The 14,395-nt window shown below is 71.0% G+C and carries 14 protein-coding genes; 10 read left to right on the top strand and 4 right to left on the bottom strand.

Annotated features, from left to right (window positions below):
- Positions 1-108 precede the first annotated feature (108 nt).
- The gene (locus JOD65_RS08075) at positions 109-651 is read right to left on the bottom strand and encodes a DUF4245 domain-containing protein (protein WP_191192921.1); all 543 of its coding nucleotides are present in this window, start codon (positions 649-651) and stop codon (positions 109-111) included.
- Positions 652-834: 183 nt separating this feature from the next.
- Between JOD65_RS08075 and JOD65_RS08070 the strand changes: the two genes are divergently transcribed.
- The 5 genes from JOD65_RS08070 to glpX are packed head-to-tail and all read left to right on the top strand — an operon-like array spanning position 835 to position 4,771.
- Entirely contained in the window at positions 835-1,242 is a 408-nt protein-coding gene (locus JOD65_RS08070) for a TOBE domain-containing protein (protein ID WP_191192922.1), read from the top strand.
- Positions 1,239-1,991, top strand: a complete 753-nt coding sequence (gene modA, locus JOD65_RS08065; RefSeq protein ID WP_191192923.1) for a molybdate ABC transporter substrate-binding protein — start codon at positions 1,239-1,241, stop codon at positions 1,989-1,991. Before JOD65_RS08070 ends, modA begins: the two co-directional genes overlap by 4 nt.
- Positions 1,988-2,779, top strand: coding sequence for an ABC transporter permease (locus JOD65_RS08060; protein ID WP_307821017.1), 792 nt, complete (start codon positions 1,988-1,990; stop codon positions 2,777-2,779). The genes modA and JOD65_RS08060 overlap by 4 nt, the downstream gene beginning before the upstream one ends.
- Positions 2,776-3,756 carry a sulfate/molybdate ABC transporter ATP-binding protein gene (locus JOD65_RS08055; RefSeq protein ID WP_191192924.1) on the top strand — a complete coding sequence of 327 codons (981 nt, stop codon included), beginning with the start codon at positions 2,776-2,778 and terminating at the stop codon, positions 3,754-3,756. The genes JOD65_RS08060 and JOD65_RS08055 overlap by 4 nt, the downstream gene beginning before the upstream one ends.
- Position 3,757: 1 nt before the next feature.
- A complete protein-coding gene (glpX, locus tag JOD65_RS08050; protein WP_191192925.1) occupies positions 3,758-4,771 on the top strand; it encodes a class II fructose-bisphosphatase in 1,014 nt (337 codons plus the stop codon).
- On the opposite strand, the gene JOD65_RS08045 is transcribed toward glpX, so the two are convergent.
- Positions 4,736-5,569 carry an esterase/lipase family protein gene (locus JOD65_RS08045; RefSeq protein ID WP_191192926.1) on the bottom strand — a complete coding sequence of 278 codons (834 nt, stop codon included), beginning with the start codon at positions 5,567-5,569 and terminating at the stop codon, positions 4,736-4,738. The two genes, glpX and JOD65_RS08045, sit on opposite strands and share 36 nt — an antisense overlap.
- A 91-nt stretch (positions 5,570-5,660) precedes the next feature.
- On the opposite strand from JOD65_RS08045, the gene JOD65_RS08040 reads away from it, so the two are divergent.
- On the top strand, positions 5,661-6,587 hold the full coding sequence (locus JOD65_RS08040; RefSeq protein WP_191192927.1) for an alpha/beta fold hydrolase: 927 nt from the start codon (positions 5,661-5,663) through the stop codon (positions 6,585-6,587).
- Positions 6,588-6,725: 138 nt separating this feature from the next.
- On the opposite strand, the gene galK is transcribed toward JOD65_RS08040, so the two are convergent.
- On the bottom strand, positions 6,726-7,862 hold the full coding sequence (galK, locus tag JOD65_RS08035) for a galactokinase (protein WP_204811015.1): 1,137 nt from the start codon (positions 7,860-7,862) through the stop codon (positions 6,726-6,728).
- Positions 7,863-7,962: 100 nt separating this feature from the next.
- Here galK and JOD65_RS08030 point away from each other — a divergent pair, with 100 nt between their 5' ends.
- The 4 genes from JOD65_RS08030 to JOD65_RS08015 are packed head-to-tail and all read left to right on the top strand — an operon-like array spanning position 7,963 to position 12,344.
- Complete coding sequence (locus JOD65_RS08030; RefSeq protein WP_191192929.1) at positions 7,963-9,264, top strand: extracellular solute-binding protein; 1,302 nt, start codon at positions 7,963-7,965, stop codon at positions 9,262-9,264.
- Positions 9,261-10,208 carry a carbohydrate ABC transporter permease gene (locus JOD65_RS08025; protein ID WP_191192930.1) on the top strand — a complete coding sequence of 316 codons (948 nt, stop codon included), beginning with the start codon at positions 9,261-9,263 and terminating at the stop codon, positions 10,206-10,208. Before JOD65_RS08030 ends, JOD65_RS08025 begins: the two co-directional genes overlap by 4 nt.
- Positions 10,208-11,071, top strand: a complete 864-nt coding sequence (locus JOD65_RS08020) for a carbohydrate ABC transporter permease (protein WP_191192931.1) — start codon at positions 10,208-10,210, stop codon at positions 11,069-11,071. The genes JOD65_RS08025 and JOD65_RS08020 overlap by 1 nt, the downstream gene beginning before the upstream one ends.
- Before the next feature lie 7 nt (positions 11,072-11,078).
- Entirely contained in the window at positions 11,079-12,344 is a 1,266-nt protein-coding gene (locus JOD65_RS08015) for an ABC transporter ATP-binding protein (RefSeq protein ID WP_191192932.1), read from the top strand.
- Between the two features lie 96 nt (positions 12,345-12,440).
- Here the strand turns inward: JOD65_RS08015 and JOD65_RS08010 are convergent, their stop codons facing one another.
- Positions 12,441-14,345 carry an alpha-amylase family protein gene (locus JOD65_RS08010; RefSeq protein WP_191192933.1) on the bottom strand — a complete coding sequence of 635 codons (1,905 nt, stop codon included), beginning with the start codon at positions 14,343-14,345 and terminating at the stop codon, positions 12,441-12,443.
- Positions 14,346-14,395 lie beyond the last annotated feature (50 nt).

The raw sequence follows: 14,395 nt of genomic DNA, 5'->3' as shown, positions 1-14,395 counted from the left end.
GTCACGCACCGCTCGCGCCCGCGCCACGCCGTACGAGCCGGGCAGCGGTGACCCACCCACATTCCGAATCCTTGGAATGTGGCTCCGCCACCGCTCGAGTCGGTGCAGCTATCGCGTCAGCAGCCCGAGGTACGTCTCGATGTCCTCGGCCGGGGCCGAGCCGTAGACGAGGAGCGCCTCGTCGCCGAGCTCGGTGGAGTAGCCCACGTCGCCACCGTCGTCGGACCAGGTCTGCCAGGTGTCGGTGATGTCGGACGCCACGGTGGCGTCGGGGCCGGCCTCGGCGTCCTCGTCGACGTAGAGCTCGACCAGGTCGGTGACCGACGTGTCCTGCTGCCGGATCCCGACGAAGCGACCGTCGTCGGTGAGCACGCCGAGGCTCCACCGCGGGTCGTCGCCGGCAGCGAGCTCGGTGCTGGTGGCCGTCCACCCGGCCGGCAGCTCGCGGGGGTGGACGACCCGGAGGTCTGCCTGCTGCGCGAGCTCGACGCGCGCCTGCCAGTCCACGGCCTCCGGCTCGTTGTCCACGTCGCTGCGCCACAGCCCGCGCCACGCGACGAACGCCAGCACCGCCAGCACCGTGACGATCAGGGCGCCGGTCATCCCGTTGAACGAGCGCGTGTAACGGCTCGGCTGTCCCTGCCCACTCACGCGGGCCATCCTCCCAGCCGTCCCGAAGCGCTGTAACGCCGGGTTAGGGGCACTACCCACGGTGGTGCACCCCAGTGGGTAGTCGCACTAACCCGGCGTTACAACCGGCTCGAATCCGCGACAAGCAACCGCAGGTGCGGGACAATCGGGCGCAACCAGCCGCAGGTGCGGCATACTCCAGGCGTGATCACCTACCGAATCGCGGAGGCGGCTGAGATCCTGGCCGTCAGCGACGACACCGTACGCCGCTGGGTGGACGCCGGCCGGCTGCCCGCGACCCACGACGGGGGGCGTACGACGGTGGCGGGACGCGACCTGGCCGAGCTGGCCGAGCACCTCGTGGAGTCGGGCGAGATCGCCGAGCGGGACCGCACCCGAGCCGGGACGGTCAGCGCGCGCAACCGGATGAGCGGCATCGTCACCCGCGTCAAGCGCGACCCCGTGATGGCCCAGGTGGAGATGATCTGCGGCCCCTACCGGGTGGTGTCGCTGATGAGCACCGACGCCGCCGACGAGCTCGGCCTCGAGCCGGGCGTGCGTGCCATCGCGAGCGTGAAGTCCACCAACGTCGTCGTGGAGGTACCGAAGTGAAGAAGCTCGCCGTCCTGGTGCTGCTGCTCCCCCTCGCCGCATGCGGGGGTGGTGACGACGGGGAGGCCGCGGAAGGTGGCGGTGGAGGTGGCGAGCTCACCGTGCTCGCCGCCGCCTCGTTGACCGACGTCTTCGACGAGCTCGCCACGCCGTTCGAGGAGGAGCACGACACCGACGTCGTCTTCTCCTTCGGCTCGAGCACCGATCTCGCCGAGCAGGTCGCCGACGGCGCACCCGGTGACGTCCTGGCCACCGCCGACGAAGCCTCGATGCAGCTGGCCGAGGACGCGGGCGTCACCGGTGACGTGGAGACCTTCGCGACCAACGTCCTGACGATCGTGGTGCCGAAGGGCAACCCCGCCGGCATCGAGTCGCTCGATGACCTCGCCGACACCACGTGGGTGCGGTGCTCGGACGAGGTGCCGTGCGGCAAGGTCGCCCTCGCCGTGCTCGACGCCAACGGCGTCACCGCCGAGCCGGTCAGCCTCGAGGAGGACGTCCGCGCCACCCTCGACAAGGTCGTCTCCGGCGAGGCCGACGCCGGCCTGGTCTATGCGACCGACGCAGTCGCCGCGGCCGACGAGGTCGACGCCGTGGAGATCCCCGGTGCCGAGGACGAGCTGACCTCCTACTTCGTCACGACGCTCGAGCAGTCCGAGGACGCCGATCTCGCCGCCGACTGGGTCGCGTGGGTCACGTCGGAGGAGGGGCAGGCGATCCTCGGGGACGCCGGCTTCGGCAGCCCGTGACCGACCGCCTCGGGCGACCACCGGCACTCCTGATGGTGCCGGCGGTCCTCGCCACGCTCCTCCTGCTCGTACCGCTGGTCGCCATGGTGGCGGCCGCCGACTGGCAGGCGCTGCCGGGCCACCTGTCCTCCCCGGCCGCGCGCGACGCGCTCAGGTTGTCGCTGGTCACCTCGACGGTGGCCATCGCGTTCTGCCTGCTCCTGGGGCTGCCACTCGCCTGGCTGCTGGCCCGGGTCGACTTCCGCGGCCGCGGCGCCGTCCGCGCCCTCGTCACCGTGCCGCTGGTGCTGCCACCGGTCGTCGCCGGCGTCGCCCTGCGCAGCGCCTTCGGACGCACCGGGGTCATCGGTGAGCCGCTCCTCGAGTGGACGGGCTTCGCCTTCCCCTTCACGACGTACGGCGTCGTGCTGGCGCACGTCTTCGTGTCGATGCCCTTCGTGGTGATCGCCATCGAGGGCGCGCTGCGCTCCGCCGACCCGAGGTACGACGAGGCTGCCGCGACGCTCGGCGCGACCCGCTGGACGACGTTCCGCCGGGTCACGGTCCCGCTGGCCATGCCGGGCGTCATCGCCGGGACGGTCCTCGGGTGGGCGCGGTCGCTCGGCGAGTTCGGCGCGACCATCACCTTCAACGGCAACTACCCCGGCACCACCCAGACGATGCCGACGCTGATCTACGTGACGCGCCAGTCCGACCAGGCTGCCGCCATCTCGCTGAGCCTTCTCATGCTGCTCGTCTCGGTCGGCATCCTCGTCGCCCTGCGCGACCACTGGCTGGGCACGCCATGAGCACGGCTCCGGGACGACAGCTCGTGGCCGACCTGCGGGTCGCCGACCGCGTCGACGCCACGTTCACCGCCGAGCCGGGCGAGGTCCTGGCCATCATCGGGCCCAACGGCGCGGGCAAGAGCTCCCTGCTCCACGCCGTCGCCGGCCTCGTCGACGTCGAGGGCAGCGCGCACCTCGGCGACACCGACCTGCTCGCCCTGCCGGTCCGCGAGCGCCGGGTCGGGCTGGTGTTCCAGGGACAGCTGCTCTTCCCGCACCTCTCCGCCCTGGACAACGTCGCCTTCGGACTGCGAGCCCGCGGCGAGGGCCGGGCAGCGGCGGAGTCCGTCGCGAGCGACTGGCTCGAGCGCTTCGGCATCGCCGACCTCGCGGGGCGCAAGCCGCGCGAGCTCTCAGGCGGTCAAGCACAGCGCGTCGCCATCGCCCGGGCCCTGGCGACCGGGCCCGACGTGCTGCTGCTCGACGAGCCCTTCACCGGTCTCGACGTGTCGGTGCAGATGGCCTTGCGGATCGAGCTGGGACGGCACCTGCGCGACTTCCCGGGTATCACCCTCCTCGTCACCCACGACGCGATCGACGCCCTGACGCTGGCCGACAAGGTCCTCGTCCTCGACGACGGACAGGTGGCGCAGGTCGGTCCACCCGCCGAGGTCGCGGCCGAGCCGCGGACTCCCCACGTCGCCCGTCTCGTGGGGCTCAACCTCGTGCCCGACGGCGACGACCTGATCTCCTTCACCCCCGACTCGGTCGTGGTGTCGCTGCACGAGCCGGAGGGGTCCACGCGCCTGCGCTGGCACGGACCGATCGCGACGCTCGCACCCCACGGCGACGCCGTACGCCTGCTGGTGCACGCCTCCCCCGACCTGCTCGCCGACCTGACGCCCGCCGCCGCGACCGAGCTCGAGCTCGTGCCGGGCCGCGAGGTGTGGTTGTCGGCCAAGGCGACCGCGGTGAGCCGCTACGCCGCCCGCCGATAACATGCGCGACATGAGCTCCAGCGCCCCGCAGCCCGAACGCAACCTCGCCCTCGAGCTGGTGCGCGTCACCGAGGCGGCCGCCATGGCGGCCGGGCGCTGGGTCGGCCGCGGCGACAAGAACGACGCCGACGGCGTCGCGGTCGAGGCGATGCGCTACATGATCTCCACCGTCGAGATGCGCGGCACCGTGGTGATCGGCGAGGGCGAGAAGGACAACGCCCCGATGCTCTTCAACGGCGAGGAGGTGGGCGACGGCTCCGGCCCTGAGTGCGACGTCGCCGTGGACCCGATCGACGGCACGACGCTGACCGCCAAGGGCATGAGCAACGCCGTCTCGGTGCTGGCGGTCTCACCGCGCGGCTCGATGTACGACCCGAGCGCGGTCTTCTACATGGACAAGCTCGCCACCGGCCCCGAGGCCGCCGACCACGTCGACATCCGGCTGCCGGTCAAGGAGAACATCGCCCGCGTCGCCAAGGCGAAGGGCATCTCCATCCACGACGTCACCGTGGTGCTGCTCGACCGGCCGCGCCACGCCCAGCTGGTCGAGGACATCCGCGCGACCGGCGCTCGCATCAAGTACATCACCGACGGCGACGTCGCCGGCGCGATCATGGCGGCCCGCCCCGACACCGGCGTCGACCTGATGCTCGGCGTCGGCGGCACCCCTGAGGGGATCATCGCGGCCTGCGCGATGAAGTGCATCGGCGGCAAGATCCAGGGCCAGCTCTGGCCGCAGGACGACGACGAGCGGCAGCGCGCCCTCGACGCCGGTCACGACCTCGACCGCGACTTCGTGCTCGGCACCGACGACCTGGTCACCGGTGACGACGCGTTCTTCGTCGCCACCGGCATCACCGACGGCGAGCTCATGCGGGGCGTGCGCTACCGCGGCGACGGCGTGACCACGCACTCGCTGGTGATGCGCTCGCGCAGCGGCACCGTCCGCTCGATCACCGCCGAGCACCGGCTCTCGAAGCTACGCAATCTCTCCACGATCGACTTCGACAACTGACGGCGGCACCGGCGGCCGCAGCGCCGCCGAGACCGCGGTGATGACGAGGGGGTCGAACGCCATCCCCACGTGCGACGAGCGCACCTCCACCGGCCGCGCGGCCGGGTCGACGCACGCGCGCCAGTCCACGATGCCGTCGCGCCGCGAGAAGATCGCAGTGAAGTCGACGCCCTCGGGGAGCGGCGCGCGGGCCTGGTCGAAGCTCTCCTGGGCGCAGCGGCCGGCGACGCAGTCCTCGGCCATCAGGCCGCGCATCCCGGCGCGGTTGAGCCGGACGAGCAGGTCGACGCTGCGGGTCAGCGAGACGTGGTGGGCTCCCGGCGCGAGCATCGGGCTGCCCATCGTGACGATGCCCGCGACGAGGTCGGGACGTCGGGCGGCGACGCCGCGGGCCAGCATCCCGCCGAGGCTGTGGCCCACGATGCGCACGCGCGACCCGCGTCGCTGCGAGATCTCCTCCAGCCGCTCCTCGAGCTGGGCGGCGGCCGACAGCGTGCAGCCGACGTTGGCGCGGATGTCGGCGCGGTAGGTCCGGAAGCCCTGGTGGCGCAGCGTCCGGCTCATCGGCCCCAGCGACGAGTCACCGGCGAGGAATCCGGGCACCAGCAGCACCGGCTCGCCCACCCGCATCGGGCGCGCGCCCAGCGGCGTACGACGTCGCGCGCCACGCGAGCCGAGGGCCGAGACGGCGTATCGGCCGGCCTCGGTGAGGACCGAACCTTCGCGCAGCACCGCCACCACGGAGGGCTGTGAAAAGCCCTCCGGAGTCAGGAATGCGGCCATTGTGCGCTGCGTCACAATCATCGAACCTAGCCCAGAACCCGCTTCCCACCGGGGATGTGGGCCACTTTGCGTTTATTTGGGGACGACTGTCGTGTTCACTGGCGACATGCCCGCGTCCCACCGAGACAGCACCCAGCCGCCCGTCGCGTCCGACGAGCTCCGCGCCCCGGTCGGCAACCACGTCGAGCTCTGCTACCAGACGTTCGGCGACCCCGACGACGAGCCGCTGCTCCTCGTGATGGGGCTGAGCGGCCCGATGACCTGGTGGGACCAGGCGTTCTGCGAGCAGCTCGCAGGCGCCGGCTTCCACGTCGTGCGCTACGACAACCGCGACACCGGCCGGTCGTCCCGGGTGGCGGCACCGGTCCGGCGCGACCAGCTGGTGCGCGCCTTCGCGACCGGTCGCGCGCGGACGCCGTACACCATGTCCGACCTGGCCGGCGACGCCGTCGCGCTGCTCGACCACCTCGGCCTGGAGTCCGCGCACCTCGTCGGCGTGTCGATGGGAGGCATGATCGCGCAGACGATCGCCGTCGAGCACCCGACGCGGGTGCGGTCGCTGACCAGCATCAGCTCGACGACCGGACGCCGCACCGTCGGCTGGCAGCACCCCTCCCTCCTGCCGCGGCTGATCGGGCCGCGCAAGGCCGGACGGGACGCCTACATCGACAGCAGCGTTGCCATGTGGGCGTTGATCGGCTCCGCCGCCTACCCCTCCGCCCCCGAGGCCCTGCGCACCCGCGCCGGCGAGACGTTCGACCGCGGCGTCAGCGCCAGCGGCGTGGTGCGCCAGATGCTCGCCATCCTCACGCAGGGCGACCGCACCCCGCGGCTGCGCAGCCTCCGCATCCCCGCGCTCGTCATCCACGGCAACGCCGACAAGATGGTCCACGTCAGCGGCGGGCGCTCGACCGCCGCCGCCATCCCCGGCGCCGAGCTGGTCACCATCGACGGCATGGGCCACGACCTGCCGCCCGAGCTCTTCGACACCTTCGTCGACGCGATCCGGCGCACGGCCGACCGCGCCTCCTAGCCGCTGGACGGACCTGTCAGCCGCTGCCGCTCGCGTCGAAGTCCCCGCACGTGCGGGGACTTCGTCACCGGTAGGCGGTTGCAACGGCCTACGGCCGACAGACTCGCCCTCCAAGTCGGAGCTGAGTCTGTCGGAGACTCAAGCGCCAGTGACGGAGTGGGCGCCCTGCGACGGCGCGGCCGTGAAGAGGTCGGGCTCGCCGAAGCCGGCGTCAGCGAAGGCACGGCGTACGGCGTCACCCGCCGCGTCCAGGGTCCGCTCGGGCACCAGCCCGATGACGCAGCCGCCGAAGCCGCCGCCGGTCATCCGGGCACCCAGCGCCCCCGCCTCGAGCAGCGCGTCGACGGCGGTGTCGACCTCCGGCACGGTGATCCGGAAGTCGTCGCGCATCGAGCGGTGCGACGCGGTCAGCAGCGGTCCGATGTCGGCGAGACCGCCCCCGTCGAGCAGCCGCACCACCGTGAGCACGCGGTCGTCCTCGGTGACGACGTGTCGCACGTAGCGGGTCAGCTCCTCGTCGTCGAGACGCTCGAGCGCGGCGTCGAGGTCGTCGGCGGTCACGTCGCGCAGTGCGGGAACGCCCAGGCGGCGAGCCGCCTCCTCGCAGCCGCGGCGCCTGGCGCCGTACTCGCCGTCTGAGTGACGGTGGGGGGCGCGGGTGTCGGCCACCAGCACCGCCAGCCCGCTGCCACCCAGATCGAGCGGGACCGACCGGGTCTCGTGGCTGCGCATGTCGCAGAACAGCGCGTGGCCGGCCTCGCCGCGCAGGCTGACCAGCTGGTCCATACCACCGGTCGGAGCGCCCACGGCGTCGTTCTCGACGTCGCGGGTCAGCGCGAAGAGGGCGTCGTCGTCGAGCCCGAGACCGAGGTGGGCGTCGACGGCCCGCGCGACCGAGCAGACCAGCGCGGCCGACGACGACAACCCGGCGCCCGACGGCACGTCGGAGTCGACCTCGATCTCGAGGGGCGGGACGACGATGCCGCGGTCGGTGAGCAGCCACAGGGCACCCAGCACGTAGCGCGACCACTCGGGCACGTCCGGCAGGTCGGTGGCCCGCAGCCCCGAGCGTCGTACGACGACCGGGTCCGGCTGCTGGACGGATCGCACCGTCCAGGCGTCGGAGCCCTCGGCGCTGCCGGCCGAGCCCGCCCCCGCGGCCGAGACCGTCGTCGTGCACCCGACAGCCAGGGCGAAGGGAAGGACGAAACCGTCGTTGTAGTCCGTGTGCTCGCCGATCAGGTTGATGCGACCGGGCGCGAACCAGCTCGTCACAGGGGCCTCTCTCGTCACGGTCTTCCTCTGGGTGAGGCGCTGTTGCCAAACATAGCCGCAGCCGATAGACCAGTGATCCGAGTCATACTTAGGAGGGCGCATGGCACCACGTTCATCGACCCGACCACGCGGTCGTCCGCGGTCTCGTCGCATCGCCGGCTCGGTGGCCTCGCTGGCGCTCGCCAGCAGCCTGCTCGCCGCGTGCAGCGGGGACAGCGGCAAGCCCGAGCTGGTCTGGTACATCAACCCCGACGCCGGCGGCCAGGCCGCGGTGGCGGAGAAGTGCTCGACCGACGAGTACACGGTCACCACCCAGGTGCTCCCCCAGGACGCGAGCCAGCAGCGCATCCAGCTGTCGCGACGCCTCGCGGCGGAAGACCCCTCGATCGACCTCATGTCCCTCGACCCACCGTTCACCGCCGAGTTCGCCGACGCCGGCTTCCTCGCCGACGTCCCGCAGGACGCCAGGGCGCAGCTCGAGGAGCAGGGCACCTTCCAGGGTGCGATGGACGCAGCCACGTGGGAGGACAAGCTGGTCGTCTTCCCGTTCTGGTCCAACACGCAGGTGCTCTGGTACCGCAAGTCCTTCGTCGACAAGACCGACCTGGACATGTCCCAGCCGGTCACGTGGGACCAGATCATCCAGACCGCCGCGGACAACGGTGGAAAGCTCGGCGTGCAGGCCAACAAGTACGAGGGCTACAGCGTCTGGATCAACGCGCTCGTCTCGGGCGCGGGCGGGCAGCTGGTGGAGAACGCCGACAAGGGCGTGGACCTCGACCTGACCATCGACAGCGCTCAGGGCGAGGACGCGGCCAAGGTCATCGAGGACCTCGCGAGCTCCGAGGCGGCTCCCGCCGACCTCAGCGTCTCCAACGAGGGCACCGCGGGCTCGACCTTCGGCGGGGACGCCGGCTCGTTCATGGTCAACTGGACCTACATCTTCCACAACTACGACGAGACCGACCCCGACGTCGCCGACGACATCGGCTACACCCGTTACCCGCAGACGGTCGAGGGCGAGGAGTCGCGGCCGCCCTACGGAGGCATCGGCATCGGCGTCAGCGCGTTCTCCGACAACAAGGACCTCGCGCTGGAGGCCGCGGCCTGTCTGGTGGAGCCGGAGAACCAGGGCATCAACGCCGAGATGACCGGCAACATGCCGGCCAGCACAGCCGGCTACGACTATCCCGCGCTGGCCGAGCTCTACCCCGACGACCTCAGGCAGCTCTTCCAGGAGAGCGTCGACGCGGCGGCTCCGCGCTCGGTGACGCCCTACTGGAGCGACATCTCGAGCTCGCTGCAGAGCACCTGGCACCCGCCGGCGAGCGTCAACCAGGACACGCCCCCGGAGTCGCAGGACTTCACTCAGCAGGTACTGGAAGGAGGGAGATTGCTGTGAGCACCACTCTGCAACGCCCACCCGCCGACGTGTCTGCCAAGCCTGCGGTGAGCGACCGGTCCAAGGCCGAGAACAAGCTCGGCCTCACACTGGTGGCACCCGCCGTGGTGATGATGCTGCTGGTCACCGCCTGGCCGATGGGCCAGGCGCTCTACCTGTCGCTCTTTCGCTACCGGCTGACGGCACCGGACGACCGCGAGTTCATCGGCATCGACAACTACGTCACCGTCCTCACCGACAGCCTCTTCTGGCGGGACACGTGGAACACCGTCCTGATCATGGTCGTGACGGTCGCGGTCGAGCTGGTCATCGGCTTCGCGTTCGCGATGGTCATGCACCGCATCATCTTCGCCCGAGGCCTGATGCGGACCTCCATCCTGATCCCGTACGGCATCATCACCGTCGTCTCGGCATTCGCGTGGCAGTTCGCGTTCTCCCTCAACAACGGCTTCGTCAACGCGTGGTTCAGCTGGCTGCCGTGGATCGCCGAGGACACCAACTGGTTCGGCGACCACTGGCACGCCATGTTCGCGATCATGGTCTCCGAGATCTGGAAGACCACGCCCTTCATGGCGCTCCTGCTGCTCGCCGGTCTGTCCCAGGTGAGCGAGGACATGCTCGAGGCGGCCCAGGTCGACGGAGCCACGTGGTGGCAGCGGCTGTGGAAGGTGATCCTGCCCAACATGCGGGCCGCGATCATGGTCGCGGTCCTCTTCCGTGCGCTCGACGCCTACCGCATCTTCGACAACATCTACATCATGACCAGAGGGGCCCAGGACACCGAGTCGATCTCGTTCCTGACCTACCGGCAGGTCATCGAGCAGATGCAGCTCGGCCTCGGGTCGGCGCTCTCGGTGCTGCTGTTCCTGTCGGTGCTGCTGCTCGCGTGGCTGATCGTGAAGCTGTTCCGGGTCGACCTGGCGTCTGCGAGAGGTGAGGGCTGATGAAGGGCAAGAACGCGATCGGCACCTGGGTCGGCTTCCTGCTGATCCTGCTGTGGTGCCTGTTCCCGGTGGCGTGGATCATCTCGCTGTCGTTCAAGTCCGTGGGCGAGACGTCGGTCGGCAGTCCGCAGTTCCTGCCCGAGGACGCCACGTTCGACAACTACAAGGCGCTCTGGGACTGGCCGTTCATCGGCGCTGACCCGACCGGTGTGGAGGAGGACTTCCAGAAGGCCCTGCTCAACTCGTTCGGCATCTCGATCATCGCCACCGTGCTCTCGGTGATCCTCGCGACCCTCGCGGCCTACGCCATCGCCCGGCTGGAGTTCAAGGGGAAGCGGCTGGTCCTCTCGCTCGCGCTGGCGATCGCGATGTTCCCGGTCGTAGCGCTGGTGGGCCCGCTGTTCGACCTGTGGACCAGGTTCGGCCTCTTCAACACCTGGCCCGGCCTGATCATCCCCTACATGTCCTTCACGCTCCCGCTGGCGATCTGGACCCTGTCGGCCTTCTTCCGCGAGATCCCGTGGGAGATGGAGCAGGCGGCCCAGGTCGACGGCGCGACGTCGTGGCAGGCCTTCCGCAAGGTGATCGTCCCGCTCGCCGCACCCGGTGTCTTCACCGCGGCGATCCTGACCTTCTTCTTCGCGTGGAACGAGTTCGTGCTCGCGATCTCGCTGACCTCGACCACCGCCTCGAGGACGGTCCCGGCGCAGATGTCGTTCTTCGTCGGACCTGACCCGTTCAACCCACCGTACGCACAGCTGGCGACCGCCTCGGTCATCGTCACGCTGCCGGTGATCATCATCGTCCTGTTGTTCCAGCGCAAGATCGTCGCCGGCCTGACCTCCGGCGCAGTGAAGGGGTGAGGCCGCCATGGCTGCCATCGAGATGAAGAACATCGTCAAGCAGTACGGCGACGGCTTCCCTGCCGTCAACGACATCAGCATCGACGTCGCAGACGGGGAGTTCCTGATCCTGGTCGGGCCCTCCGGCTGCGGGAAGTCGACGCTGCTACGGATGATCGTGGGGCTGGAGGACATCACCAGCGGCGACATGGTGATCGGCGGGAAGAAGGTCAACGACCTCGCCCCGCGCGACCGCAACCTGGCCATGGTCTTCCAGAACTACGCGCTCTACCCCCACCTCACCGTCTACGAGAACATCGCCTTCCCGCTGCGGCTGGCCGGCGCGTCGGACTCCGAGGTCGACGAGAAGGTGCGCGACGCGTCGAAGACCCTCGAGCTCGACGAGCACCTCGAGCGCAAGCCGGGCAACCTCTCGGGAGGCCAGCGGCAGCGGGTCGCCATGGGGCGTGCGATCGTCCGCCAGGCCGAGGCGTTCCTCTTCGACGAGCCGCTGTCCAACCTCGACGCCAAGCTGCGCGGACAGATGCGCACGGAGATCTCCCGCCTGCAGAAGCGCCTCGGCATCACCACGGTCTACGTCACCCACGACCAGACAGAGGCGATGACGCTCGGCGACCGGGTCGCGGTGCTGAAGCGGGGCATCCTGCAGCAGCTCGCCAGCCCCCGCGAGCTCTACGAGAACCCGGCCAACCTCTTCGTCGCCGGCTTCATCGGCTCCCCGCCGATGAACTTCCTGCCGGCAGAGGTGAAGGGCAACCAGGTGGAGCTGCCGTTCGGGACCGTCACGATCCCGGAGGACAAGGCGGCCAAGGCACAGGGCAAGGGCCTGCTGATCGCGGGCATCCGGCCCGAGCACTTCGAGGACGCAAGCGTCGTCGACGAGGACAAGGTGAGCGACGAGGCCACCTTCCACGCCACGGTCGACGTCGTGGAGTGGCTGGGCAACGAGGCCTACGCCTACATCCCCTTCGAGGCGCCGCCCGAGGTCGAGAAGCAGCTCCAGCAGCTCGAGCGGGACCTCGACGGCGAGTCGCTGCGCACGCAGCTGGTGGTCTCGCTCGACGGTGCCAGCCGGATCAGCGAGGGCGACGACGCCACCATCTGGGTCGACGCCCGCAAGATCCACCTCTTCGACCCCGCGACGGGCGACAACCTCACGATGGACGCCGAGCGCGCGGGCGTCGTGCCGGACGGCAACGCCATGGCGAAGGCCGAGGAGGTCGGGCGCGAGCAGGACGAGGTGCAGCCGGGCTCGGACACCGCCACCACCTGACCGACGGTCGTCCGGCCCCTCAGGTCGGCGTGGAACGAGGCCCCGGGAGCGTTGCTCCCGGGGCCTCGCCGCGTCCTGGGCACCCTCGCGACGGCCTCAGGCGGGCGTCGGGGGCGACGCGTGCAGCCACACCGACGCGTACGGCTCGAGCCGCACCGCGCCGTCGTGGAGGTCCGGCGCGACGCCGGTGAGGGCATCGACCAGGTCGTCGGAGTGCAGGCCCAGCCAGTGCAGGACGTCGGCGGCCACCCACGCCTCCCGGTCGGTGACGTTGGCGGCGGCGAGGAGCGGGCCGTCGGGGTGCCGCCTGACCACGAGCAGCACGCCGGGGTCGCGCGGGTCCCAGACCTCGGTGGGCGAGGCCGCGTGCAGGTGCGGCAGCGAGCGTCGTACGTCGAGCAGGTGCCGCAGGCCTGACGTGATGCCGTGCGGGTCGGGGTCGGCCTCGACGTCGGCCCACGGCATCCGCGGCCGGTGCACCCACCGGTTGTCGGCGGCATGCTCGGGGTCGTCGGCCCACCCGTGGTCGTTGAGCAGCCCGACCTCGTCGCCCATCCAGATCACCGGCAGGCCGCCGAAGGACAGGATGATCGCGTGCGCGAGCAGGATGCGCGAGACGGCGTGCCGGTCGCCCACCTCGAGCCCCGCGAGCGAGGCGAGCGAGCCGGAGATCCGCCGGTCCCCCGTCTGCTCGTTGTGCTGGAAGACCAGCCCCCGCGCCCACGACCCGGGGAAGGACCCGGCGTAGAAGTCGGACAGGAAGCGTCGGTGCGCGACCGCGTCGAGGCCCACCGCGCGGGCGTCCTCGTCGGAGATGGCCCACCCGATGTCGTCGTGGCAGCGGACGTAGGTGATCCAGGCCGTCGTCGACGGCGGCTGCGGCAGCTGCTGGAGGGCGTACGTCGCCAGGCGGGCGTCGCGCGAGGCGAGCATCGACCAGACCTGCACCATCAGGCCGTTGTGGTAGGCGAGGTCGCTGACCCGGCCCGCGTGCTCACCCACGCCGAGGTAGGCCGGCAGGTCCGCGGGGCCGACGATCGCCTCGGCCTTGAACAGCACCGCGGGGGCCGCGATGCGGGCGACCGTGCGGAGCGCGCGGGTGAGGTCGTGCACCTCGGGCTGGTTCTGGCAGTTGGTGCCGAGACGCTTCCAGATGAACGCGATCGCGTCGAGGCGGAACACCTCCACGCCCACGTTGGCCAGCGACAGGATGATGTCGGCGAACTCGCGGAGGACGGCGGGGTTCGACCAGTCGAGGTCCCACTGGTAGTCGTTGAACGTCGTCCAGACCCAGCCCGACAGCTCCTCGTCCCAGGTGAAGCTGCCCGGTGCGAAGTCGGGGAACACCTCCGGCAGCGTCGCCTCGTAGGCGTCGGGCACCTCGCGGTCGGGGTGCACGTGGAAGAAGGCCCGCCTGTCCGGGTCGCCTGCCCGCGCCGCGAGGGCCCACTCGTGCTCGCGCGCGACGTGGTTGAGCACGAGGTCGAGGCACAGGCTGATGCCCTCGCCGCGCAGACTGGTCGCGAGGTCGCGCAGGTCGTCGACCGTGCCGAGGTCGGGCCGCACGGAGCGGTAGTCCATGACCGCGTAGCCGCCGTCGTTGGGAGCCGGCCGCGGCGTCAGGAGCGGCATCAGGTGGAGGTAGCCGACACCCAGTCCGCGCAGGTGCGCCGCGCGCTCCCCCACCCCGCGCAGCGTCCCGGCGAAGCGGTCCGCGTAGGCGGCGTAGCCCACCATCGAGGACCGCTGGAACCAGTCGGGCTCGCGCAGCCTCCGTTCGTCGAGCGCGCGCAGCTCGGGCGGACGGGCCGCGTGCGCGGCCCGGGCGACCTCGACCAGGGACCGGGTGACCTCGGGCGCGGCGTCGGCGCCGTAGACCCGGGACAGGGTGGCGCGCAGGTCGGGCTCCAGGACGGCCAGCCGCTGCTCGAGACCGGTGTCGGACGCCGGGGAGGACTCCGGGGAGGACTCCGGGGAGGACTCCGTCTCGGTGCGGCTCACGCGCCCAGTATGGCGAAGTGTCGCCGTGGACGGCTGAACCCCCGGGAGCA

The sequence above is a fragment of the Nocardioides cavernae genome (assembly GCF_016907475.1).
GTDB lineage: Bacteria > Actinomycetota > Actinomycetes > Propionibacteriales > Nocardioidaceae > Nocardioides > Nocardioides cavernae.
This window is presented reverse-complemented; position numbering and strand designations above follow the sequence as displayed.